Raw genomic sequence first — 23,158 nt, forward strand, 5'->3', positions numbered from 1 at the left:
ACGGGACGACAGGACATTCCCCCTGCCGCGGGCCCCTGCACGGGCGGCCGTCAATCCCAGAGCAGCGGGCCGCGTGCCGGCGCGGGACGGGCGGCGCGGTCGGCCTCCAGCAGCGCCCGCAGTCCCTCGACGGCGCCGGCCGCCCGCTCGCCGTCGACCGCCTGCAGTGCGGTCATCGAGATCGCGTCGCCGTTGCTCAGCTCGAGCGTGGCCCACCAGGCCTTGCGGTCGAAGCGCACCCCGCGCACGGCCTCCCAGGGCAGCGTGCGGCCGCCGACGACGTTGCGCACCCGGATGCCCGAGGCGTCGGCGTCGACCCGGGAGCGGCCCAGCGCCAGGATGGCGGCCCCGACGAAGACGCCCACGCCGCCGATGGCCACGCGGTCGGCCGTGTCGAAGGGGTTCAGCGCCGACGAGGGCTGGGTGTACAGCGCGACCACGACCATGACGGTGACGACCGCGACGGCGAGCAGCGCGCACACCACGCGCAGCACGCGGGGGACGGCGGACACGCGGGCGGGGACGGCGGACGGCGCGGGCACACCCCCATGGTCCCAGCCCGTCATGGTCCCGGGCCGTCCCGGCCGGCCGCGGCTGGCAGAGTGCCGGGACGTGGAGGGGACCGACGGCGGCACGACCGGCACCGAGGTGACCGGGCACGCGCAGCGCAGCGCGTGGCGCGAGCGGTCGGTGCCCGGCGTCGAGCGGGTGCGGCCGGGCCTGTGGTCGGTGCCGGTGCCGATGGACGGCCCGCTGCGCTGGGTGAACGCCTACGTGCTCGAGCTGGCCGGCGGCGGGCTGGGCCTGGTCGACACCGGCTGGGACGCCGACGACAGCTGGGCGGCGCTCTGCGCGGGCCTGACCGCCCTGGGCGGCGACGTCTCCCACGTCCGTGGCGTGCTGGTCACCCACCTGCACCTGGACCACGTCGGGCTGGCCGCCCGGGTGCGCGCGGCCTCCGGCGCCTGGGTGGCGATGCACCCGGCCGACGCCGCCGGCATCACCTCCTTCACCGGCCGCCGGCCGGAGGAGATGGTGGAGACCGAGGTCGCCTTCCTCGTCTCCCTCGGCGCCCCGCCGGAGGACGCGCGCGACGACGCCGGCACCGCCGAGGAGCGGGTCGGCCTGCTGCGCGTGGCCCGGCCCGACCGGTTGCTGGAGCACGGCGACCACGCCGACCTGCCCGGCTGGTCGCTGCGCGCCGTGCACACCCCGGGCCACACCGAGGGCCACCTGTGCTTCGCCGACGAGGCGGGCGGCCTGTTCTTCTCCGGCGACCACGTGCTGCCGCGGATCAGCCCCAACATCTCCACCCACTCCGGCGGCGCGGCCGACCCGCTGCGCGACTACCTGGGAGCGCTGGCGGAGGTCGCCGGACAGGGGGCCGAGGAGGTGCTGCCCGGCCACGAGTGGCGCTTCCGCGGCCTGGCCGCCCGCGCCGGCGAGCTGCGCGCCCACCACGAGCACCGGCTGGCCGAGCTGCTGGCCGCCGTCCGGGAGCACCCGGGCAGCACGCCGTGGGAGCTGGCCGCGTTCCTGACCTGGTCGCGGCCGTGGTCGCAGTACGAGCGGCGGATGCGGATCTTCGCCGTCACCGAGACCGACGCGCACCTGCGGCTGCTCGCCAGCCGCGGCCTGGTCACCGGCGACGGCGCGGCGGTGCCGACCTGGACGGCGGCCGACCTCCGCTGAGCGCCGACCGGGGCTACCGTGGACAGCCCCGGGTCGTGGCACCTCGAGACGACGGGAGCGCCACGGCCGGTCCGCGAGGTGCCCGTGCGTCCCGACGTCAGCCGTTCCCTCCCCCTGGCCGACGAGCTGTCGGTGGTCTTCGCGCGCATGTCCGGCCTGCTGCTGTCCGAGGAGACGGTCGCCACCGCCCTCGGCCTGGTCGGCTCGCTGATCCATGAGACCGTGCCGCGGGCGGTGGGTGCCGGGGCCTCCATCGTCGACGCGGCCGGACGGCGCTCGTCGGGGTCGACCGACCCGCGCGTGGAACGCGCCGACGAGCTGCAGTACGAGCTGGACGAGGGTCCCTGCCTGGCCGCGGTGGCCGGCCGCACGCTCGTGCGCGTCGACGACCTGACCACCGATCCGCGGTGGCCGCGCTGGGCGGCAGCGGCCACGGACCTGGGACTGCGGTCGGTCATGAGCGCGCCCCTGGTGGCCGGGGACCGCGTGCTCGGCGCGCTGAAGGTCTACGGCGCGGCCGCCGACGCCTTCACCCCCCACGACGCCCAGGTGCTCACCCTGTCCGCGGCGCAGGCGGCACTCCTGGTCGCCCACGTCACCGCCCGGGAGAAGGCGCGCCGGGCCAGCGACGACCTGCGGCAGGCGGTGGCGGCCCGTGACGTGGTCAGCACCGCCAAGGGGGTGCTCATGGGCCGGCACGGCATCGGGGAGGAGACCGCCTTCGCCATGCTGCTGTCCCGGTCCGGCGGGGACGCCGGCACGCTGCGGCAGGCGGCCCGGGCGGTGGTCGACTCCGCCGTCCGCCGGCTCCGCTGATGGCCGCCGACCGCGTGTCCGGCGACGAGCAGCGCGCGGGGCTCCGGGCCGCGCTCCGGCACGCCGACCTCACCCTCGAGCAGCTGTGGTTGCGGTACTTCCAGCTCGGCGGGAACGCCGACCTGCTCGACCTCGAGGCGCACCTCGACGGGCTGGTGGGGTTGCCGGACGGCGACGGCGACCTGCTGGCCGTCGTCGTCAACGAACGCCTCGACGAGCTCGTCGCCGCCCGCCGGGTGCCGTACTCGCGGCCGCTGCGCGCGCCGCGTCCCACCACCGGTCCGCTGGCCGCGCTGCTGCAGCTGCTCGACGCCGCCCGCAACGCCCCACCGGACCGGCTCGTCCCGCTCGCCGCGCGCGCCGGACGGGTCCTCGGCATCGAGGTCGCGGTGCACGTCGTCGACCACGAGCAGCGCCGGCTGATCCGGCTGCCGGGCGACGGGCTGCCGCCCACCGACCCGGTCGCCGTCGACGGCACGCTGCCCGGCCGCGTCTTCCGGTCCATGCACCTGCTGCCGTCGGAGGCCGGCGGCCTGCGGCGACTGTGGGTGCCCCTGCTCGACGGCGCCGACCGGGTCGGCGTCCTCGAGGCGCGGGTGCCCACGGTCTCCGACCTGGAGGACCCCGCCCTGCGCGAGCAGTGCTGGTGGCTGGCCTCGCTGGTCGCGCACCTGCTGGTCTCGATGGGGCTCTACGGCGACGCGCTGGAGCGCACGCGGCGCGGCAGGCCGCGGTCGCCGTCGGCCGAGCTGGTCTGGGCGCAGCTGCCCCCGCTCACCGCCGCCACCGACAGCTTCGTCCTGGCCGGCCTGCTCGAACCCAGTGCCGACGTCGGCGGCGACGCGTTCGACTACGCCCTGTCCGAGGACACCGTCTCGATGACCGTGTTCGACGCCATGGGACACGGCCTGGGCGCCGGGCTGATGGTCGCCGCCTCCCTCGCCGCCGCCCGCAGCGCCCGGCGGGACGGGCGCGGCATCCACGACCAGGCCCGCGCGGTCGACGAGGTGGTCGCCGCCACCTTCCCCGACAGCGCCTTCGTCACCGGCGTGCTCGCCGAGCTCGACGTCGGCTCGGGGCGGCTGCGCTACGTCCGCGCCGGGCACCCCCCGCCGCTGCTGCTGCGGGACGGCCGGGTTGTGAAGGAGCTGACCGGGGCCGGGCGGGTGCCCTTCGGCATCGGGACGACGGGGTTCGCCGTGTCCGAGGAGGTGCTGGAGCCCGGGGACTGGCTGGTGCTCTACACCGACGGCGTCACCGAGGCACGGGACGCCACGGGGCGCTGGTTCGGCGAGCACCGCCTGGCCGAGTTCCTCGCCCGGGCCGCCGCGGCGGGACAGCCCCCGCCGGAGACGGTGCGGCGGCTGATGCGCGCCGTCCTCGACCACCAGGGCGGGAAGCTGCAGGACGACGCCAGCATCCTGCTGGCCTGCTGGGCGGCGCGCTGACCGCGGCGCACGGCCGCGACGCACCGCGGTCCCGGGCCCGTCACACGACCGCAACGCCCACCGGCCACCATGGTGCGGTGACCACTCCGCCCGAGACCGCACCGGAGCCGCTGACCGCCCCGGCGCCGCTGGCCGGGTACACGGTGGCCGTCACCGCGGCCCGGCGGCGGGAGGAGCTCGGCGCGCTGCTCGACCGCCGCGGCGCCCGCGTCCTCTACGCCCCGGCCATCCGGATCGTGCCGCTCTCCGACGACGCCGAGCTGGTCGCCGCCACCGAGCAGGTGCTGGCCGCGCCGGTGGACCTCGTCGTCGCCACCACCGGCGTCGGGTTCCGCGGGTGGCTCGAGGCCGCCGACGCCTGGGACCTGCCCCTGGTGGAGCACCTGCGCACCGCCCAGGTCCTCGCCCGCGGCCCGAAGGCGCGCGGCGCGATCCGCGGCGGCGGGCTGGTCGACGCGTGGTCGCCGGCCTCGGAGTCCTCGGCGGAGGTGCTCGAGCACCTGCTGTCGGGGGCGGAGGGGCCGCTGGCGGGCCGCCGGGTCGCCGTCCAGCTGCACGGGGACCCGCTGCCGGAGTTCGTCGACGCGCTGCGCGCCACCGGCGCCGAGGTGCTGACCGTGCCGGTGTACCGCTGGGTGCTGCCCGAGGACGTCGCGCCGCTGCGCCGGCTGGTCGGCACGGTCGTGGCCCGCTCCGTCGACGCGGTCACCTTCACCAGCGCGCCGGCCGCGGCCAGCCTGCTGTCGGTGGCCGCCGAGCTCGGCCTGCGCGAGGACGTGGTCGCCGCGCTGGGCGGCGACGTGCTGGCGGTCGCCGTCGGCCCGGTGACCGCCGGCCCGCTGACCGCCGCCGGGATCCGGACCGTGCAGCCGGAGCGCTCGCGGCTGGGCGCCCTGGCCCGCGAGGTCGTCGCCCGTCTGCCCGAGCGCGACCCGGTGCTGCGGATCGGGACGGCGGAGCTCCAGGTGCGCGGGTTCGCCGCCGTCCTCGACGGCCGCCTCGTGGAACTGCCGCCGGGGTCGATGGCGGTGCTGCGTGCGCTCGCGGCGCGGCCCGGGGCCGTCGTCGCCAAGGCCGACCTGGGGCGCGGGCTGCCGGGCGGCGGGGACGGGCACGCCGTCGAGATGGCGGTGACCCGGCTGCGCGCCGCGCTCGGGCCGGGTCTGGTCGAGACCGTCGTGAAGCGCGGCTACCGCCTGGCGGTGTAGACGACGAGATCGCCGATCTCGTCGGCGCTACACCCCGGCCATGCGGGCGCCCGGGCGCAGGTAGACCGCCCAGGTGACCGCGACGCAGACGGCGTAGAAGGCGATGAACACCAGGTAGGCGGCGTCGCCGCTGCCGGTGGTGAGGAACGACTGGCGGAAGGCCAGGTTGACCAGCACGCCGCCGAAGGCACCCACCGCGCCGGCGATGCCGATCAGCGCCCCGGACATCCGCAGCGCGTGCCGGTCGGCGTCGGCCGGGTCTCCCCCGGCGGCCACCTGCTCCTGCGCCTGGGTGCGGAAGATCGCCGGGATCATCTTGTAGGTCGAGCCGTTGCCGATGCCGCTGAACACGAACAGCAGCACGAACCCGACGACGAACAGCGGCAGCGACCCCACCTGGCTGGCGGTGAACACCACCGCGGCGCCCAGCGCCATCGCGACGAAGTTCCAGAAGGTGATCCGCGCGCCGCCGAAGCGGTCGGCCAGCGAGCCGCCGAGCGGGCGGATCAGGCTGCCGAGCAGCGGGCCGAGCCAGGTCAGCGACGCCGCCGCGAGCGGGGTGGCGAAGTCCGCCGCGAACTGGTTCTGCAGCACCTGGCCGAAGGCGAACCCGAAGCCGATGAACGAGCCGAAGCTGCCGATGTAGAGGAACGACATGATCCAGGTGTGCGGCTCGCGGGTCGCCTCGCGCATGGCCCGCGGCTGGTTGCGCGCCGTCGACAGGTTGTCCATGAGCAGCGCCGCGCCGACGGCCGCGACGACGACGAGCGGGATGTAGACGAACAGCACGATCCGCGGGTGCTCGACGCCTGCGGTGGCCAGCACGAGCAGGCCGAGGAGCTGGATGACCGGCACGCCCAGGTTGCCGCCGCCGGCGTTGAGGCCGAGCGCCCAGCCCTTGAGCCGGTCGGGGTAGAAGGCGTTGATGTTGGCCATCGAGCTGGCGAAGTTGCCGCCGCCGACGCCGGCGAGACAGGAGACGACGAGCAGGGTCGTGTACGAGACGCCCGGCTCGAGGACGACCGCCGTGGCGATCGTCGGGACCAGGAGCAGCGCGGCGCTGACGATCGTCCAGTTGCGGCCGCCGAACTTGGCGACGGCGAAGGTGTAGGGCAGCCGGACGAAGGCGCCGAGCGCGGTCGGCAGCGTGGTGAGCAGGAACTTGCCGGCCGGGTCGATGCCGAAGACCGGCTCGGGCAGGAAGAGCACGACGACCGACCACAGGCTCCACACCGAGAAGCCGACGTGCTCGGAGAACACCGAGAAGAACAGGTTGCGGCGGGCGACGCGCTTGCCGGTGGACTCCCAGAACCCCGGGTCCTCGGGGCGCCAGTCGTCGATCCACCGGCCTCCGCGGGGTGGGCCCGGCGGTGCGGCGGGGACGGTGGACGGCGCGGTGCGGGTGGGGGCGGCCATGGTCGGCAAGGGTCGCGGCCCGCCGTTTCCCCGCCGTCGCCGTCGGGCTGTACTCGTGTTCCGATCTGCTCACCGGCCCTGCCCCGCTGTGGTGAGGGTGCCGGTCCCCGGCCGACGCCGGGCGGCGGACCGGGCCATGATCGACGTCGTGGCGGAGTACACGGAGGCGGCACCGGGGCGCACGCTCGTCGAGTCCGGGGAGCTGGTGGCCGGGTCGATGGCGCGCACGGCCGCCGGTCTGCTGTTCAACGACGGGTCGGCGAAGGTGCGCCTGGACGACGCGCTGGCCGGGTGGCTGCGGCGCACGGCGACCACCGCGGACGTCGACCCGCCCGCCCTCGTCTCCTCCCGCGCCCGCTGCCGCGCCGGCGCCGCCCTGGCCTTCGCCGCCGAGCTGTCGGTGACCCGCGCCCACCAGGGCCGCGCGGTGCGCACCGACGGCTTCCTCACGCCCGGACCCGGCGACCGTGCGCCCGCCGACGAGGTCGCCGAGGCCGCCGTCCTCGCCGCCCGGGACACGACCGAGGAGTGGCGGGTGCGCCACCTGGGCTACCTGCTCGCCGAGGCCGCCGTCTCCTCCGACCTCGACGCCGCCGTCGTCCTCCGCGGTCTGCGGCTGGCCACCGACCTCACCGGCCGCCAGTGGGTGCTGCTGGCCGGGGTGGGCCGGCGGGAGCGGACGCCGCTGCCGATGACGCCGGTGCCGCAGGACCCGCGCGGCTGGACGGCGTGGGGCGCGCTCGAGGACCTCGCCGACCTGCAGCGGCGCGGCCTGCTCGACCCGCCGCCGGCCACGCCCCGTCCCGGTGGCGCGGCACTGCCCCGGCTGCGCCCGGTCGACCTGCGCCTGACCCGCCGCGGCGTGCTCGTGCACCGGCTGCTGGCGCTGGACTTCGTGCGCGATCCCGCCGTCGCCGCCGCGCTGGCCGACCTGTCCTGACCGCCCGCCGGGCGCCGCGTCACGGCGACGGTGCGTCGTCCCAGCCGGTCGGGTGCGCGTCGCCCGGGAGCGGAGGCCGGGGGAAGCGGGCGCGCAGGGCTCGGTGGACGGCGTCGGGGTACGGCTCCGCCGCCGCCACCGCCTCGTGGACCAGGTCGAGCGCCGCGGCGGTCCCGGTGCCCAGGGCGGCCGGCTCCGGAGCGGTGGCCAGGACGTCGGAGGCCAGCACGAGCTCGACGGCCAGGAGGTCCTCGAGCAGCCCCACCGACGCGTCGGCCTTGCGGACGCTCAGCGGGGCGCCGGTGGAGTGGTCCTCGACCCCGAGGTCGAGCGGCGGGACGTCCAGCGTCGCCGGCGCCGCCAGCTGCTCCAGCTCGGCGACGACCGCGGCGGCCGGGTAGCGCAGCGCCAGGCCGTACGCGGCCGCGGGAGGCGGACCGGCGAGCTGCCGGAAGAACGCCTCCCAGAGGTGGGCCATCCGGCGCTCGCTGAGCTGCCCGACCTGGGCGAGGGCGATCCGCAGCGCGTCGGCCGCGATGGCGAGCACCATCGGGTGGAAGTTCCCGTTGCTCACCAGCGTCCGGTCCTCGACCGACACCAGGGGGTTGTCCGCCGCGGCGGCCAGCTCGGTCTCCACCGCCGCGCGCGCCGCGGCGACGTACTCCCGGAGCGCCCCGTGGACCTGCGGGACCACCCGGAACGACAGGGCGTCCTGCACCGACACCGCGCCGCCGCGCGTCAGCAGCGCGCTCCCGGCGAGCAGCTCACGGAGGTGGCCGGCGGCCGCGACCTGCCCGGGGACGCCCTTCGCCCGGCCCACGGCGGGGTGCAGGACCGACGGGTTGGCCCGCGTCGCCTCCATCGACACCGCGGCGGCGACGTCGGCCGCCTCCGCGGCCCGTGCCGCCCGGGCGACGACCAGCGCCGCCTGGCCCACCGACACCCCGTTGGCCGAGATCAGAGCCAGCCCGTCCTTGCCGGCGAGGACGAGGGGCGCGATCCCGGCCCGCCGCAGCGCCTCCCCGCCGGCGAGGACCTGCCCCCGGTACTCGGCCCGCCCCAGCCCGATCGCGACCTGCGCCATGCCGGCCATCTGCCCGATGTCGGCCGCGCCCACCGAGCCCGTCCCCGGCACCAGCGGGTGGACGCCGGCGTTGAGCATCGCCGCCAGCGTGTCCGCGACCGCCGGCGAGGCGCCCGACCCGCCCCGGGCGATCCCGGCCAGCCGCACGGCGAGGGCGGCGCGCACGACCGGCACCGGGAGCGGCGGCCCGATCCCGCCGGCGTGCGACAGGACGAGGAACTCCTGCTCGCGGTGGACCTCCTCCGCGGTCAGGCGGGTGTTCCTCAGGTGGCCGACCTGGGTCGTCAGGCCGTAGACGGCGGAGCCGGCGGCGAGGGCCTCGTCGACGACCGCCCGCGCGGCGGCGATGCAGTCGCGCGCCGATCCGTCCAGTTCCACACGGGCACCGTCGATGACGGCGAGCAGGTCGTCGACCGACATCGGCGCGGCGCTGATCCGGACGGTCGTCATGGCGTGCCTCCAGGGCCGCGGGGAGCCTACGGCGAGCTCCCCGCGTGCGGTCGGTCCGCGCGCGCCCGCCCGCGCGGCCCGCGCCCCATGGCCGGCGGTCAGGCCGATCGGGCGTAGGCCGCCGGCGTCGTGGCCAGCATCCGGCGGAAGTGCCGGGTCAGGTGCGCCTGGTCGAAGAAGCCGACCGCGGTCGCCACCTCCGCCGGGGGCAGCCCGTCGAGCAGCAGCCGCCGCGCCCGGTCCACGCGCCGCCCGGTGAGGTAGCGGTGCGGCGGCAGCCCGTGCCGGCGGGTGAACGCGCGGACCAGGTGGGTGGGGTGCACGGCCCACGCGGCCGCCGTCGCCTCCAGCGACACGCCCTCGGCCAGCCGCGCGTCGAGCAGGTCGCGCAGCCGGTCGGCCAGCGGGTCGTCCCGCACGGCCGGGGCCGCGGCGACGGCCCGGTCGAGGTGCTGCCGCAGCCGCTCGAGCACGAACGCCAGCCGGCTCTCGGCCTCCAGCCCCTCGGGGTGCGGCGCCAGCGCGGTGTGCAGCCGGGACACCCGGTCGCGCAGCACGCGGTCGGCGAAGGCGGGCCGGTCGACGGCGGTGCCGACCCGCTGCTCCCCCAGCGTCGCCGGCTCCAGGTAGAGCACCCGCTTGCGGAAGCCGCCGGGGAACTGCGAGCGCCCGTCGTGGGGCACCCCGGGCGGCAGCAGGGTGACCGCGGCCGGGGAGGCGCCGTGGGCGTGCCGGTCGAGGTCGTAGCGGACGGCGCCGTCGTCGACGAGGAGCAGCGTCCAGGCGTCGTGGGTGTGCGGCGGGTAGACGTGGTCGGTGAACCGGGCGTGGAACACCTCGGTCAGCCCCGGCACCGCCGGGCGCCAGGCGACCACGTCGGCTGCCACGTCAGGAACGTACAAGACCTCGCCGTCCGCCTCGGCCGACGCTGGACGGCATGGAGACGCTGCTCGCCGACGAGACCACCGACGTGGGGCCGCCGTGGCCCACGAAGATCGCCGTCCTGCTCCGTGAGGACCTGCTGCCCTGGCAGGAGCTCAACGTGACCGCCTTCCTGGCGAGCGCCGTCGCCGCCGCGGTGCCCGAGCTGATCGGCCGGCCCTACGAGGACGGCGACGGCACGCGGTACCTGGCGATGATCCGCCAGCCGGTGCTGGTGCTCACCGGCCCGGCCGAGGTGCTCGCCCGGGCCCGCACGCGGTCGCTCGAGCGCGGCCTGCCGACGTCGGTGTTCACCGCTGACCTGTTCACCACCGGCGGCGACACCGAGAACCGGGCCGCCGTCCGGGCCGTGCGGGGCGCCGACCTCGACCTGGTGGGGATCGCCGTGCACGGCCCGAAGAACGTCGTCGACAAGGTCACCAAGGGCGCCCGCATGCACCCGTGAGCAGCGACGTGTGCACGCAGCGCGGTCCGGGGCGGCTCCCGGTCGCGCGGCGTGCACACGGCGCGCCTCACACGTCGACGACGAGCATCCCGTCGACCTCGCGGACCGGGTAGACGCGCACCCTGCCGACACCGCCGGTCGACGAGCCGTCGCTCCACCGGAACCCGTAGAGGTGCAGCGGGCACACGAGGACGTCGGGGTCGGTCTGCCCGTCCGCCAGCGGACCGCCGGCGTGCGGGCAGGCGGCCTGGGTGGCGTGCACAGAGCCGTCGCGCAGCCGGAAGACGGCGACCTGCACTCCTCCGGCGACGAAGGCCCGCCCCTCCCCCAGCGGCACGTCCTCGAGCCGCGCGACGGCGTACGCGCGGCCGGCCGGCGGCCCGGCGGTACCGGGGACCGCGACCCCGGTGGCCGGTGAGCCGAGCTCGGTCCCCGGGGTGGTCGGGGCCTCGGCGACCTCGAGATGGGGGGCGCTCATCGGACCGGCACCTTCGGCAGCGGGATCAGCGGCAGGGACGAGGCGAACTGACCCGGCGACGCCGGCTCCTTGCCGTCCTGGCCCCAGGGGTCGGTGTAGGCGTCGATCGAGCGCTGGATGCCCGCGTCGAGGTCGGCGACGATGCCCTCGCTGTCCTCGAGCAGGACCGCCTGGATGTGCGCGAGGCCGACCCGCGGCACGAAGTCGTAGGTGCGCTCGAGCCAGTTGGCGTTCTCCCGGTAGTACTGCAGGAACCGGCCGGTCAGCGTGAGCACCTCCTCCGGCGAGTCCACCGTGGCCAGCAGGTCGCCCTTGCGCACCGAGGCCCCCGCGGCGCCGCCGACGTAGACCTCCCACTTGCCGTTGCCGATCGCGACGACGCCGACGTCCTTCACGTAGGCCTCGGCGCAGTTGCGCGGGCACCCGACGACGGCGAGCTTCATCTTCGCGGGGCTCTCGATCCCCTGGAACCGCGTCTCCAGGTCGATGCCGAGCTGCGTGGAGTCACCGAGGCCGAAGCGGCAGAAGTCGCTGCCCACGCAGGTCTTCACGGTGCGGAAGCTCTTGCCGTAGGCGTACCCGGAGGGCATGCCCAGGTCGTCCCACATGGCCGGGAGGTCCTCCTTGCGGACGCCGAGCAGGTCGATCCGCTGCCCGCCGGTCACCTTGACCATCGGGACCTCGTACTTCTCCGCCACCTCCGCGATGCGGCGCAGCTGCGCCGGCGTGGTGACGCCGCCCTTCATCTGCGGGACGACCGAGAACGTGCCGTCGCGCTGGATGTTGCCGTGCACCCGGTCGTTGACGAACTCGGCGTCCTTCTCCCGGACGTACTCGGTGCCCCAGATCATCTTGAGCAGCGAGGTCAGCCCCATCTTCGACTTCGCATCCTCCTTGCCGTCCGGTGCGAGGGCGGCGAAGACGGCGGAGACGCTGCGCAGGCCCTGCTCGCGGATGGCGGCCATGAGAGCGGGCTTGGCCAGCGGGATGCCCGGCACGTAGTAGGAGACGGCCGGGTCCTCGGCGAGGTCGCCGTCGGCGGCCCACTCGACGACCTGCTTCACCAGCGACTTGCACGAGCCGCAGCCCTTGCCGGCGCGGGTGCGGTCCATGACCGCACCGACGCTGCCGCAGCCGTCGGCGACCGCACCGCAGATCGCGCCCTTGGTGACGCCGTTGCAGTTGCAGACCTGGGAGTCGGCCGGCATGTCCGCGACGCCGACCTCCTCCTTACCGTCGGTCAGGTCGACCAGCAGCCGGATGCGCTCCTCGGGCAGCGGGGTGCCCCGGTCGAAGGCCTGGGTCAGGTAGGCGACCTTGCGGGTGTCGCCGAGCAGCGTGGCGCCGATCAGCACGTCGCCGCGGATGACCACCGACATGTGCACGCCGCGCTTGGGCTCGGAGATGACGAGGAACTCGTCGTCGTCGCGCTGCGGGGTGTTCACGCCCATGGTGGCGACGTCGACGCCGGCCACCTTGAGCTTGGTCGCCGTCCGGCTGCCGTGGTACTCCGCCGTCGGGTCGGTGCCGGTGAGGACGTCGGCGAGGACCTTGGCGTGCTCCCACGCGGGGGCGACCAGGCCGTAGACCGAGCCGCGGTGCTGCGCGCACTCGCCGATGGCGTAGACGTCGGGGTCCTCGGTGCGCAGTTGGTCGTCGACGACGATGCCGCGCTCGACCTCCAGCCCGGAGCGGACCGCGACGTCGGTGTGCGGGCGGACACCGGCCGCGACGACGAGCAGGTCGCAGTCCAGCCGTCGGCCGTCCTTGAGCAGCACCCCCTCGACGTGCTCGCTGCCGAGCACCTCGCTGGCCAGCGAGTCGAGGTGCACGGTGATGCCGAGCGACTCGACGCTCTTCTTGAGGATGGCGCCGGCCTCGGCGTCGAGCTGGGCGTTCATCAGGTGCGGCATCGCGTGCACGAGCTCGACCTGCATCCCGTGGCCCTGCAGCGCGCGGGCGGCCTCCAGGCCGAGCAGCCCGCCGCCCATGACCACGGCCCGGGTGCAGCGGGTGGTGGCGGCGAGCATGTCGCGGGTCTCGTCGATGGTGCGGAAGCCGTACACACCGGGCAGCAGCGAGCCGTCGTCGCGCCGGACGCCGGTCATCGGCGGGATGAAGGAGTAGCTGCCGGTGGCCAGGACCAGGTGGTCGTAGGCGGTGGAGGTCCCGTCGGAGGCGTACACGACCTTGGCCGCGGTGTCGATCCGCTCCACCCGGACGCCGGCGCGCAGCACGATCCCGTTGTCGGTGTACCAGTCGTGGTCGTTGAGGACGATGTCGTCCTCGTGGGTCTCCCCGGCCAGCACCGGCGAGAGCATGATCCGGTTGTAGTTGCCGTGCGGCTCGTCACCGAAGACGGTGATCCGGAACTGCTCGCCGCCGCCGCGCTCGAGCACCTCCTCGACGAAGCGGGCGCCGGCCATGCCGTTGCCCACGACCACGAGGCGCGCCCGGGGGTCGAGGTCGTCGTCGTCCATCGCGATCGTGGTCAGCCCCTCCGGCCGTCCACCCAGCACTCTGCTCCCCACCACACCCGGCCCGCCCACTAGACCTCCACCAGACCCAGGTCGACCACGAGCTCGCCACTGACGCCCTCGGGCGCGGCGGCGTGCAGCTCGACGACGCAGCCGCCGGGCAGGTCCTCGACCACCCGCAGCGGCACGTGCACGTCGCCCTTGGCGCCGATCGGGAACCAGCGCATCGGCTCGCCGTCGCGCAGCAGCAGGACGTAGACCAGCTCGCCGGTGGAGTTGCCCCCGCGGAAGTACAGCGCCTGCGCGGAGGCGCCGGCGGGCACCTGGTAGCGCAGCGCCGGGTCGATCGGGCCCGGCTTGGCCAGGCCCTCCCCTGTGATCGGGAAGACGCCTTGCAGGAACTTCGGGGTGCTCTTCACGCGGGAGGTCCTCCTCCGGGTCGGGGGGCGTGGTGCGGGGGGTACGACGAGGGCGTGCGGCCGCGGCACCGGCTGGGTGCCGGCCGCGGGCTCCGGGATGCGCTCCTCGGGACCGCCGACGCGGGAGACCGCGACGGCGCAGACCTTGAAGGCGGGCATCTTGCTGACGGGGTCGAGCGCGGGGTCGGTGAGCGCGTTGGCGCTGGACCCGCCGCCCCAGTGGAAGGGCACGAACACCGTGTCGGGCCGGATGGTGTCGGTGACCATGGCGGCGAAGCGGGCCCGGCCGCGGCGGGTGGCCAGCTCGACGACGTCGTCGTGGGCGATGCCGAGCCGTGAGGCGAGGTCGGGGTGCAGCTCCGCGCGCGGCACCGGCGCGACCAGCTGCAGGCTCCTCGTCCGGCGGGTCTGCGTGCCCGACTGGTACTGCGCCAGCACCCGGCCGGTGGTGAGCACGTACGGGTACTCGGCGTCGGGCTGCTCGTGCGCGCCGACGTGGTGCACCGGCACGAACCGCGCGCGGCCGTCGGGGGTGGCGAACCGGTCGGCGAACAGCCGCGGCGTGCCCGGGTGCTGCTGGGCTCCGTCCTCCCCGGACGGGCAGGGCCAGAAGACACCCTGCTCGGCGTCGATGCGCTCGTAGGTGATGCCGGAGTAGTCGGCCGCTCCCCCGGCGCTGGCGCGGCCGAGCTCGGCGAAGACGGTCGCGGGGTCGGCGGAGAACAGGTGCCCGGTCCCGAGCCGGCCGGCCAGCTCGGCGAGCAGCGCGAGGTCGTCGCGGACGCCGTCGGGCGGGTCGAGCGCGCGGCGCCGGCGGATGACCCGGCCCTCGAGGTTGGTCATCGTCCCGGACTCCTCGGCCCACATGGCGCTGGGCAGCACCACGTCGGCCAGGGCGGCGGTCTCGGAGAGGAAGAAGTCGCTGACGGCGAGGAAGTCGAGGTCGCCGAGCCGGCTGATCACCCGCCGGGCGTCGGGTGCGGAGACGGCGACGTTGGAGGCGAGCACCAGCAACGTGCGCACGCCGCCGTCGGTGCCGAGGGCGTCGAGCAGCTCGAAGGCGCTGCGGCCGGGCATCGGCAGGTCGTCGGGGTCGACGCCCCAGACGGCGGCGACGTGCGCACGGTCGGCGGGGTCGGCGAGCCTGCGGTAGCCGGGCAGCTGGTCGGCCTTCTGGCCGTGCTCGCGGCCGCCCTGCCCGTTGCCCTGGCCGGTGAGCGTCCCCCAGCCGCTGCCCGGGCGGCCGGGCAGTCCGAGGGCGAGCGCCAGGTTGATCCACGCCGTGGCGGTGTCGGTCCCCGAGCTGTGCTGCTCGGCGCCGCGGGCGGTCAGGATGATCGCGTTGCGGGCGTGGGCGAGGGCGAACACGGTGCGCCGCTGCTGCTCCACCGGCACCCCGGTGATCCGCTCGACCCGGTCGGTCCAGTAGCTGCGCACCGCGTCGCGGACGGCCTCGAAGCCGGTGGTGCGCGCGGCGACGTAGGCCTCGTCGACCAGCCCCTCGGCGATGGCGACGTGCAGCAGGCCGTTGGCCAGCGCGAGGTCGGTGCCCGGCAGCGGCTGCAGGTGCAGGCCGGCGTGGCGCGCCGTCGCCGTCTTCCTGGGGTCGATGGCGACGTGCAGCGCGCCGCGCTCGCGGCCGGCGTCGAGGTACTGCACCGCCGGCGGCATCGTGTCGGCCGGGTTGCTGCCCACCAGCACGACGACGTCGGCCTCGGCGACGTCGGCCAGCGGGAAGGGCATGCCCCGGTCGATGCCGAAGGCGCGGTTCGCCGCCCCGACGGCCGAGGACATGCAGAAGCGGCCGTTGTAGTCGATGGCGCTGGTGCGCAGCGCGACGCGGGCGAACTTGCCGAACTGGTAGGCCTGCTCGTTGGTCAGGGACCCGCCGCCGAAGCAGCCGACGGCGTCGCGGCCGTGCTCGGCCTGGGTGCGCTCGATCGCCGCCACCACCCGGCCGAGCGCCTCGTCCCACGTCGACTCGACCAGCGGGCTGGTCCGGTCGCCGGGCACCGCGCGCACCAGCGGGCGGGTCAGCCGCTCGGGGTGGTCGAGCAGTTCCGGCGCCGACCAGCCCTTCGAGCACAGCCCGCCCCGGTTGGTCGGGAAGTCGAGGGGTACCACGGTCGCAGGACGGTCCCCCGCGGTGACCGCCATGCCGCACTGCAGCGAGCAGTACGGGCAGTGGGTCTCGGTGGTCCGCGTGCGGGGACCGGCCGGCGCGGCGGCACCGGACGGGAGGGCTGCGGGCACGCAGACGAGCGTCCGGGGTCGCGGTTTCCCTCCGGCCACGACGACGTCAAGGCTGCGTTCCGGGGACCTCACGACCTGCGGGAGGATCCCGTGCGGCCCGGGCAGGCACGATCGGCGAGGACGAGGGAGGGCGCGTGGAGCGGAACGAGGACACCGTCCCGATGCGCCGTCCCGACCCCGACTCCCCCGAGGCGCGGGGCGGAGCGGCCGCCGTGCTGCCCGCCGGACCGCCCGTCACCGGGCGGGCGCCGCTGGACCGCCGCCGCATCCTCGGGGCGGCCATCGAGTTCATCGACCGCAACGGCCTGTCCGCCCTGACGATGCGCCGCCTCGGCGCCTCCCTGGGGGTCGAGGCGATGGCGCTCTACCGGTACGTGCCCGGACGCGAGCAGCTCCTCGACGGCGTCGTCGAGACCGTGATCGACGAGCTGTACGGCGATCCCGACGTGCACATGCGTGCCGCCGGCGGCTGGCAGGACTTCCTCCAGCGGCTGGCCCACGGCGTCCGGCGGATCGCCCTCGCCCACCCCGAGGTCTTCCCGCTGGTGGCCACCCGGCCGCCCGCGGCCCCCTGGGTCCGCCCGCCGCTGCGCAGCCTGCGCTGGGTGGAGTCCCTGCTCACCGCCCTCGTCGACAGCGGCTTCAGCGCTGATGCGGCGGTCGCCGCGTACCGCGCCTACTCGAGCTTCCTGCTCGGGCACCTGCTGCTCGAGGTGTCGCAGAAGGGCGTGCAGATCAGCCCCGAGGACGCGCCGGAGGGCGTCCCGGACACCGGCACCGACCTCTCGCAGTACCCGCTCGTCGTCGAGCTCGAGGACCTGCTGTCGCAGGACGAGTCGGCCGCGGAGTTCGAGGAGGCCCTCGAGAACCTGCTGGGACGGCTGGAGACCGTCCGGCGGGAGGGCCGCGCGCCGGGCGAATGAGAGGGCTCGCGTTTACGGCGTAAACGAGGGGGCATCCCTGGAGTGGCCCGCTGACCCCCGGCACTCCGCCGCTTGCGGGAGCCGGCCGGACCCCACCCCCCTCGCGAGGAGCACACGTGATCAACGACCAGCAGATCAGCGACGTCATCGGCAGCACCGCCGTCGGCCCCGACGGCAAGCACGGCAGCGTCGGCGAGGTCTTCCTCGACGACGAGACCGGCCGTCCCGAGTGGGCGACCGTCCGTACCGGCCTGTTCGGCACCAAGGAGGCCTTCGTGCCCCTGGCCGACGCCACCGTCTCCGGCGGCGAGCTGCGTCTCCCCTACGACAAGGCCAAGGTCAAGGGCGCCCCGCACGTCGACGTCTCCGCAGGCCACCTGTCGCCGCAGGAGGAGCAGGAGCTGTACCGCTACTACGGCCTCGGCACGGGTACCACGACCGGCCAGGCCACGACCGGCCAGGCCGTGACCACCGGGACGGGCAACCGTGACCGCGACGACGACGGCGTCTTCGACGACGTCCAGGGCCGCACGGTCGGCCACGACACCTCGGGCCCGACGACCGACAACGCCATGACCCGCTCCGAGGAGCACCTCAACGTGGGTGTCCAGCGGGTCGAGGCCGGCCGCGCCCGGCTGCGCAAGTACGTCGTCACCGAGAACGTGACCCAGACGGTGCCGGTCTCCCGCGAGGAGGTCCGGGTCGAGCGCGAGCCGATCACCGAGGCCAACATGGGCAACGCCATGGACGGGCCGGCCATCTCCGAGGAGGAGCACGAGGTCGTCCTGCACGCCGAGCGCCCCGTGGTCTCCAAGGAGGCCACGCCGGTCGAGCGCGTCCGCCTCGACGTCGACACGGTGACCGAGCAGCAGCAGGTCTCCGAGCAGGTGCGCAAGGAGCAGATCGAGGTCGACAGCGACATCGACCCGACGACCCGTCGTCGCTGACCCCGGGGCGGACCGGCTGGCCTCCGCCGGCCGGTCCGCCCCGGCACTCCCCCATCCCCTCAGGAAGGCACCATGAGCTCCTCATTCGGTGGCGGCGACGCCACCTCCGACTCGGTCGGCGCGTCGGCCACCCGCGGTCAGGCCCACGCCGCCGTCGACGCGCAGCACGAGCGCTTCGGCGGGATCAAGTGGGGAGCGGCCTTCTTCGGCTGGCTGTCCGCCAACGGCCTCGCGGTCATCCTGCTGGCCCTGCTGTCCGCCGCGGGCGTCGCCTTCGGCGTGACGCAGGTGTCCAGCGCGACCCAGGCCGCCGACCAGGCCACCGCACAGGCCGACACCATCGGCGTCATCGGCGGCGTCACGCTGCTGGTCGTGCTGTTCCTGGCCTACCTCGCCGGTGGCTACGTCGCCGGGCGCATGGCCCGATTCGACGGGGTCAAGCAGGGCATCGCCGTGTGGGTGATCGGCCTGCTGATCATCATCGTCCTGGCCATCCTGGGCGCGGTGCTCGGCGCCGAGTACAACGTGCTCTCGCAGCTGAACCTGCCCACCCTCCCGATCAGCGGGGACACCCTGACCACCGCCGGGATCATCGCCGGCATCGCCGCGCTGCTGGTCACGCTGCTCGGCGCGATCCTGGGCGGCACGCTCGGCACCCGGTACCACCGCAAGGTGGACCGCGCCGGCTTCGACGTCTGAGTCGCAGGCATCCCGGCGGGGCCGGTCCCATCCGGGACCGGCCCCGCTGCCGTGTCCGGGCCTGCTCCGCCCGCGCGTGGTGTCATGGCGGACATGAGCGAACCCGGGCGGACCGTCCACGTCGGCGTCCCGCTCATCCGGGCGGCCGAGCCGCGTGACGTGCCGCGGATCGCCGCCACCCTCACCGTGGCGCTGGCGGAGTCGCGCTGGGTCCGCTGGGCGCTGCCGGTCGACGGGCGCACGCAGCGGCTGACCCGCCTCGCCGAGCTCGACGCCGGGCACCGCGGCGTGACCACCGGGACCACGTGGGTCAGCGAGGACGTCGACGCGGTGGCCTCCTGGGACGCTCCCGCCGGTGCGGCGACGCCGGTCCCCGCCGACGTCCGGGCCGCGCTCGAGCGCGAGGTCCCGCGGCTGCACGCCGACCGCGCCGACGCCGTCGCCCGGACCGAGGCCGCGCTCGCCGCCGCGCTCCCCGACGGACCGCACTGGCGGCTCCGCGCGCTGGGCACCCGGCCGCGCTCCCGCCGTCGCGGGCTGGGCGGGGCGGTGCTCGGTCCGGCGCTCGCGCGCTGCGACGCCGAGGGCGTGCCCGCTGCGCTGGTGGCGCCGGCCTGGGCGATCGTCCGCTTCGCCCGCGGCCTGGGCTTCGAGGTGACGCAGGCGACGCGCTCGGCTGACGGGCAGCTGCCGCTGTGGGTCGCCGTCCGGCCGCCCGGCGTGCCGATGCCCGAGCTCTAGTCCGGGGCGTCAGTCCCAGCTGCCGCGGCGGCGCTTGATCTCGCCGCGCCGCTTCTTCTCCGCGATCCGCCGCTCCTGCGAGCCGCGGGTCGGCTTGGTGCGCCGGCGGGGCGCGGGCGGTGCGGCGAGCGCCGCGCGCAGGACCGCGGCCATCCGCTCGCGGGCCGCCGCCCGGTTGCGCAGCTGCTGGCGGTGCTCGCTGGCCGTGACGGTCAGGACGCCGTCGACCAGCCGCGGGCCCAGCCGCTCGGCCAGCCGCTGCCGCTGCACGTCGCTGAGCCCCCGCAGCTCCAGCGGGGCCAGCGACAGCTCGACGCGGGAGTCGGCGGTGTTGACACCCTGCCCGCCGGGGCCCGAGGACCGGGAGAACCGCCACGACAGCGCCGGCGCCGGGACGACGAGCGAGCCGGTGACCGGGAGGTCGCCGGAGGCGTCGTCGCTGGGAGGCACCGCCCCAGTCTCGCCGACCCGCGCAGGCACCGCGATCACGGACCCGCAACCGCGACCCGCCGCCCCGGCCCCGGCGTGTCGACACGCCGACCCCGTGATCGTCGGAACGTGCCGAACACTCCCCCGGACGAGTGTGACCTGCGACAACGCGGACCGGTCCCTATCGTTCGTCACCGATCGATCACGAAGGGTGGACCTCGTTACTTTGGCTACCTAACGTCAGGCCGGGCTGTCCCGGAGTGATCCCGGTGGATCCTCACCGGTGGTCGGCGGTCCTCGTCCGTCAATCGGAGACGATCCTTGAACAAGAGAGCTCTTCCCCTGGTCGTGGGTGCCGCGCTGGTCGTGGCCATGCCCGCGACCACCGCGCACGCGGCACCGCCACCGGAGGACGCCGCCGCGGGTCCGGCCCGGGCGCACGACCTGCCCAACCCGCTCGGCGACAAGCAGCGCGAGCTGCGGGAGCAGGCGCTCGAGCAGGTCCTCCAGGGCGAGTCCACGCCGCAGGGGGCCAACAAGGTCGTCGAGGTCGCGCGGGGCCAGTACGTCGAGCTGGCCCAGGAGGACAGCGACGCGATCTGGACCGTCCTCGGCGAGTTCAGCGGCCTGCCGCACAACACGATCGAGCAGCCGGACCGGACCGTGGACAACTCCACCATCTGGACCGAGGACTTCTCGCAGCCCTACTTCGACCAGCTGCTCTACGGCACCGAGGCCGGGGTCAACTCGGTCGCGAACTTCTACGAGGAGCTGTCCTCGGGCCGCTACACCGTCACCGGTGAGGTCGAGGACTGGGTGCAGGTGCCGGGCACCGGCCCGTCCTACGGCGAGGGCGACGACGGCCAGCGCCCGTGGGCCTTCGTCAACGACAGCGTCGACACCTGGTACGCCGATCAGCTGGCGGCCGGGAGGACGGCCGCCCAGATCGACGAGTACCTCTCGCAGTTCGACGTCTGGGACCGCTACGACCACGACGGAGACGGCGACTTCGACGAGGCCGACGGCTACATCGACCACTTCCAGGCCGTGCACTCCGGCATGGGCGAGGAGGTCGGCGGCGGGGTCCTGGGCGAGGACGCCATCTGGAGCCACCGCTGGTACGACCAGCAGACCCGCGTCGGCGCCGGCGGCCCGACCGTCGACGGCGCGGTGAACCCGCTCGGCGGCACGCAGGTCGGCGGCTCGCGGTACTGGATCGGCGACTACACCGTCGAGCCGGAGAACGGCGGCGTCGGCGTCTTCGCCCACGAGTTCGGCCACGACCTCGGTCTGCCCGACCTGTACGACACCTCCGGCAACAGCGGCGGCGCCGAGAACAGCACCGCCTTCTGGTCGCTGATGTCCTCGGGGTCCTACGGCAACAGCGGCGAACCGGCCGACGGCATCGGCACCGAGCCCATCCACATGGGCGTCTGGGAGAAGCTGCAGCTCGGCTGGCTGGACTACGAGGTCGTCCAGCCCGGCGCCCGCGCCAACACCCGGCTCGGCCCGTCGACGGCCGACACCAGGCAGGCACAGGCGCTCATCGTCCTGCTGCCCGACCGCGAGGTCACCACGGACATCGGCGCCCCGTTCGAGGGTGCGGACTTCTGGCACTCCGGCTCGGGCGACGACCTCGACCACACGATGCTGACCGCCAAGCCGGCCGGCGCGACGACGCTGACGGCCAAGGTCCGGTACCAGATCGAGCAGGACTGGGACTACGCGTACGTCGGGTACGTGCAGGACGGCGCCTTCACGCCGCTGCCGACCGACCGCTCGACGACCACCGACCCGAACGGCCAGAACGCGGGCAACGGGATCACCGGCACCACCGGTGGCGAGTGGGTCGACCTGAGCGCCGACATCAGCTCCGTCCCGGACGGCGCCCAGGTGGGCTTCCGGTACTGGACCGACGGCGCCGCCACCGAGCCCGGCCTGCAGGTCGACGCCGTCGCGATCGGGAGCACCCCGGTGACGGACTGGACGCTCGACGGGTTCACCGTCACCACGGGCACGGCGACGGAGTCGTACTTCAACGCCTACATCGCCGAGAACCGGACCTACACCGGCTACGACGCCGGCCTGCGCACCGGGCCGTACAACTTCGGCGACCCGACGCGTCCGGACTGGGCCGAGCGGCTGCCGTACCAGGACGGCCTGCTCATCAGCTACTGGAACGAGCAGTACACCGACAACAACGTCGGCGCGCACCCCGGTGCCGGCATGATCCTGCCGATCGACGCCCACCCCGGGCTGCTCTACGAGCCCACGGACGACGAGGGCACCGACCGGACCGACGGCGAGAGCTGGCGACCGCGGATCCAGTCCTACGACTCGACCTTCGGGCGGCAGGCGACGGACCGGATCACCCTGCACGACCCGGACACCGGCGTGGCCGGCACGTACGGCGGGCTGCCCGCCGTGCCGACCTTCGACGACACGCGGGACTGGTACGTGGCACCCGGTGAGCTGCCGGACGCCAACGGCTGGTCCGGCGTCGACGTGCCGCGCACGGGCACCCGGATCACGGTGGTCAGCACCAGCGCGCAGGACACCTTCATGCAGGTGCGGGTGAACTGACCCGCACCTCCCAGGACGGCCCCCCGGCGCTCGCCGGGGGGCCGTTCCGCGTCCGGGCCCGAGGTGTGGCCCGGCCTCAGGCCGGCACCGGCGGGACGAGCGCGCCCAGCAGCCGGCGCACGACGTCGACGTCGCCGCCGGCGCGGAGGTCCCCGGCGGTCAGGGCGTCGTCGAGGGACCGGCGGCCGAACGCCACCGGCCGCAGCGCCGAGGACGGGCCGGACAGCACGGCGTCGGGCCGGTCGGACGTGCCCCGGACGGCGGACAGCCGCCCGTCGGCGACGGTGAGGGTGACCCGGTCCGGCGCGCCCGGGTCCTCGACCCCCAGCTCCACCCGCGCCGACCAGCCGGCCAGCCGGGCCGGGTCGGCGACGGTGCGCAGGGCGAGGACGAACGCGTCGGAGGTCAGCTCGCCGGCCGCGGTCTGCACCGTGCGCGAGCCCCAGCGACCGAGCGCCACCAGCACGTCCTCGAGCTCCCGGCCGCGCGGGGTGAGCGCGTACACCCGGCCGCCCACCGGCGGGCCGGCCACCGTGCGCGCGACGATCCCGGTCGCCTCGAGGTCGCGCAGCCGCTGGCTGAGCACGGTCGGGCTGCTGCCGGGCAGGCCGCGGGCCAGGTCGGTGTAGCGCTTGGGCCCGAGCAGGAGCTCGCGGACGACGAGCAGCGCCCACCGCTCCCCCACGACGTCGAGGGCGCGCGCCACCCCGCACGGGTCGTCGTAGCTGCGCCGGTCGGACACGCCGACGACGGTACCCCTTGCGCTAC

General features: G+C 75.3%; 20 protein-coding genes. 11 read left to right on the forward strand and 9 right to left on the reverse strand.

Features of this window, described 5'->3' with window-relative positions; all coding sequences use genetic code 11:
* Positions 1-50 precede the first annotated feature (50 nt).
* A complete protein-coding gene (locus BM414_RS12540; protein ID WP_245784672.1) occupies positions 51-542 on the reverse strand; it encodes a PH domain-containing protein in 492 nt (163 codons plus the stop codon).
* Positions 543-612: 70 nt separating this feature from the next.
* Here BM414_RS12540 and BM414_RS12545 point away from each other — a divergent pair, with 70 nt between their 5' ends.
* The 4 genes from BM414_RS12545 (at position 613) to BM414_RS12560 (ending at position 5,164) form a co-directional block, all read left to right on the forward strand.
* Complete coding sequence (locus BM414_RS12545) at positions 613-1,692, forward strand: MBL fold metallo-hydrolase (RefSeq protein WP_217644700.1); 1,080 nt, start codon at positions 613-615, stop codon at positions 1,690-1,692.
* Positions 1,693-1,710: 18 nt separating this feature from the next.
* The gene (locus BM414_RS12550; RefSeq protein WP_139245832.1) at positions 1,711-2,508 is read left to right on the forward strand and encodes a GAF and ANTAR domain-containing protein; all 798 of its coding nucleotides are present in this window, start codon (positions 1,711-1,713) and stop codon (positions 2,506-2,508) included.
* Positions 2,508-3,956, forward strand: a complete 1,449-nt coding sequence (locus BM414_RS12555; RefSeq protein ID WP_093579790.1) for a PP2C family protein-serine/threonine phosphatase — start codon at positions 2,508-2,510, stop codon at positions 3,954-3,956. The genes BM414_RS12550 and BM414_RS12555 overlap by 1 nt, the downstream gene beginning before the upstream one ends.
* 77 nt (positions 3,957-4,033) lie before the next feature.
* Positions 4,034-5,164 (forward strand): uroporphyrinogen-III synthase, encoded by a 1,131-nt coding sequence (locus BM414_RS12560; RefSeq protein WP_093579791.1) that lies wholly within the window; start codon positions 4,034-4,036, stop codon positions 5,162-5,164.
* Positions 5,165-5,191: 27 nt separating this feature from the next.
* On the opposite strand, the gene BM414_RS12565 is transcribed toward BM414_RS12560, so the two are convergent.
* Complete coding sequence (locus tag BM414_RS12565; protein ID WP_093579792.1) at positions 5,192-6,580, reverse strand: MFS transporter; 1,389 nt, start codon at positions 6,578-6,580, stop codon at positions 5,192-5,194.
* Positions 6,581-6,716: 136 nt separating this feature from the next.
* Between BM414_RS12565 and BM414_RS12570 the strand changes: the two genes are divergently transcribed.
* Positions 6,717-7,520 (forward strand): hypothetical protein, encoded by an 804-nt coding sequence (locus BM414_RS12570; protein ID WP_093579793.1) that lies wholly within the window; start codon positions 6,717-6,719, stop codon positions 7,518-7,520.
* A 19-nt stretch (positions 7,521-7,539) separates the two neighbouring features.
* Here the strand turns inward: BM414_RS12570 and BM414_RS12575 are convergent, their stop codons facing one another.
* Both BM414_RS12575 and BM414_RS12580 read right to left on the reverse strand, forming a co-directional pair.
* A complete protein-coding gene (locus BM414_RS12575; RefSeq protein ID WP_093579794.1) occupies positions 7,540-9,054 on the reverse strand; it encodes an HAL/PAL/TAL family ammonia-lyase in 1,515 nt (504 codons plus the stop codon).
* Positions 9,055-9,152: 98 nt separating this feature from the next.
* On the reverse strand, positions 9,153-9,941 hold the full coding sequence (locus BM414_RS12580) for an AraC family transcriptional regulator (RefSeq protein ID WP_093579795.1): 789 nt from the start codon (positions 9,939-9,941) through the stop codon (positions 9,153-9,155).
* A 50-nt stretch (positions 9,942-9,991) separates the two neighbouring features.
* Between BM414_RS12580 and BM414_RS12585 the strand changes: the two genes are divergently transcribed.
* Positions 9,992-10,441 carry a DUF2000 domain-containing protein gene (locus BM414_RS12585; protein WP_093579796.1) on the forward strand — a complete coding sequence of 150 codons (450 nt, stop codon included), beginning with the start codon at positions 9,992-9,994 and terminating at the stop codon, positions 10,439-10,441.
* 67 nt (positions 10,442-10,508) lie between these two features.
* Here the strand turns inward: BM414_RS12585 and BM414_RS12590 are convergent, their stop codons facing one another.
* The 3 genes from BM414_RS12590 to BM414_RS12600 are packed head-to-tail and all read right to left on the reverse strand — an operon-like array spanning position 10,509 to position 16,068.
* Complete coding sequence (locus BM414_RS12590) at positions 10,509-10,919, reverse strand: Rieske (2Fe-2S) protein (RefSeq protein WP_093579797.1); 411 nt, start codon at positions 10,917-10,919, stop codon at positions 10,509-10,511.
* The gene (gene nirB, locus BM414_RS12595) at positions 10,916-13,438 is read right to left on the reverse strand and encodes a nitrite reductase large subunit NirB (RefSeq protein ID WP_245784673.1); all 2,523 of its coding nucleotides are present in this window, start codon (positions 13,436-13,438) and stop codon (positions 10,916-10,918) included. Before nirB ends, BM414_RS12590 begins: the two co-directional genes overlap by 4 nt.
* A 29-nt stretch (positions 13,439-13,467) precedes the next feature.
* Entirely contained in the window at positions 13,468-16,068 is a 2,601-nt protein-coding gene (locus BM414_RS12600) for a molybdopterin oxidoreductase family protein (protein WP_245784674.1), read from the reverse strand.
* Between the two features lie 134 nt (positions 16,069-16,202).
* Here BM414_RS12600 and BM414_RS12605 point away from each other — a divergent pair, with 134 nt between their 5' ends.
* From BM414_RS12605 to BM414_RS12620, 4 genes are all read left to right on the forward strand, one after another.
* Positions 16,203-16,991, forward strand: a complete 789-nt coding sequence (locus BM414_RS12605) for a TetR/AcrR family transcriptional regulator C-terminal domain-containing protein (protein ID WP_245784675.1) — start codon at positions 16,203-16,205, stop codon at positions 16,989-16,991.
* A 116-nt stretch (positions 16,992-17,107) separates the two neighbouring features.
* Positions 17,108-17,938: a DUF2382 domain-containing protein gene (locus BM414_RS12610; protein WP_093579798.1), complete on the forward strand. Its 831-nt coding sequence runs from the start codon at positions 17,108-17,110 to the stop codon at positions 17,936-17,938.
* A gap of 72 nt (positions 17,939-18,010) precedes the next feature.
* Positions 18,011-18,637: a hypothetical protein gene (locus BM414_RS12615; protein WP_093579799.1), complete on the forward strand. Its 627-nt coding sequence runs from the start codon at positions 18,011-18,013 to the stop codon at positions 18,635-18,637.
* 93 nt (positions 18,638-18,730) lie between these two features.
* A complete protein-coding gene (locus tag BM414_RS12620) occupies positions 18,731-19,378 on the forward strand; it encodes an N-acetyltransferase (protein WP_245784676.1) in 648 nt (215 codons plus the stop codon).
* Positions 19,379-19,387: 9 nt separating this feature from the next.
* On the opposite strand, the gene arfB is transcribed toward BM414_RS12620, so the two are convergent.
* The gene (gene arfB, locus BM414_RS12625; RefSeq protein ID WP_093579801.1) at positions 19,388-19,828 is read right to left on the reverse strand and encodes an alternative ribosome rescue aminoacyl-tRNA hydrolase ArfB; all 441 of its coding nucleotides are present in this window, start codon (positions 19,826-19,828) and stop codon (positions 19,388-19,390) included.
* 327 nt (positions 19,829-20,155) lie between these two features.
* Between arfB and BM414_RS12630 the strand changes: the two genes are divergently transcribed.
* Positions 20,156-22,390 (forward strand): immune inhibitor A domain-containing protein, encoded by a 2,235-nt coding sequence (locus tag BM414_RS12630; protein WP_245784677.1) that lies wholly within the window; start codon positions 20,156-20,158, stop codon positions 22,388-22,390.
* 76 nt (positions 22,391-22,466) lie between these two features.
* On the opposite strand, the gene BM414_RS12635 is transcribed toward BM414_RS12630, so the two are convergent.
* Complete coding sequence (locus tag BM414_RS12635) at positions 22,467-23,132, reverse strand: winged helix-turn-helix transcriptional regulator (protein WP_217644701.1); 666 nt, start codon at positions 23,130-23,132, stop codon at positions 22,467-22,469.
* Positions 23,133-23,158: the final 26 nt, after the last annotated feature.

Source organism: Geodermatophilus amargosae, from assembly GCF_900116515.1.
Classification (GTDB): Bacteria; Actinomycetota; Actinomycetes; order Mycobacteriales; family Geodermatophilaceae; genus Geodermatophilus; species Geodermatophilus amargosae.

Coding starts and splice junctions, on each gene's coding strand:
- BM414_RS12555 (WP_093579790.1), top strand. CDS start 2,508: ATGGCCGCCGACCGCGTGTCCGGCGACGAGCAGCGCGCGGGGCTCCGG.
- BM414_RS12565 (WP_093579792.1), bottom strand. CDS start 6,580: ATGGCCGCCCCCACCCGCACCGCGCCGTCCACCGTCCCCGCCGCACCG.
- BM414_RS12570 (WP_093579793.1), top strand. CDS start 6,717: ATGATCGACGTCGTGGCGGAGTACACGGAGGCGGCACCGGGGCGCACG.
- BM414_RS12575 (WP_093579794.1), bottom strand. CDS start 9,054: ATGACGACCGTCCGGATCAGCGCCGCGCCGATGTCGGTCGACGACCTG.
- BM414_RS12585 (WP_093579796.1), top strand. CDS start 9,992: ATGGAGACGCTGCTCGCCGACGAGACCACCGACGTGGGGCCGCCGTGG.
- BM414_RS12590 (WP_093579797.1), bottom strand. CDS start 10,919: ATGAGCGCCCCCCATCTCGAGGTCGCCGAGGCCCCGACCACCCCGGGG.
- BM414_RS12615 (WP_093579799.1), top strand. CDS start 18,011: ATGAGCTCCTCATTCGGTGGCGGCGACGCCACCTCCGACTCGGTCGGC.
- BM414_RS12620 (WP_245784676.1), top strand. CDS start 18,731: ATGAGCGAACCCGGGCGGACCGTCCACGTCGGCGTCCCGCTCATCCGG.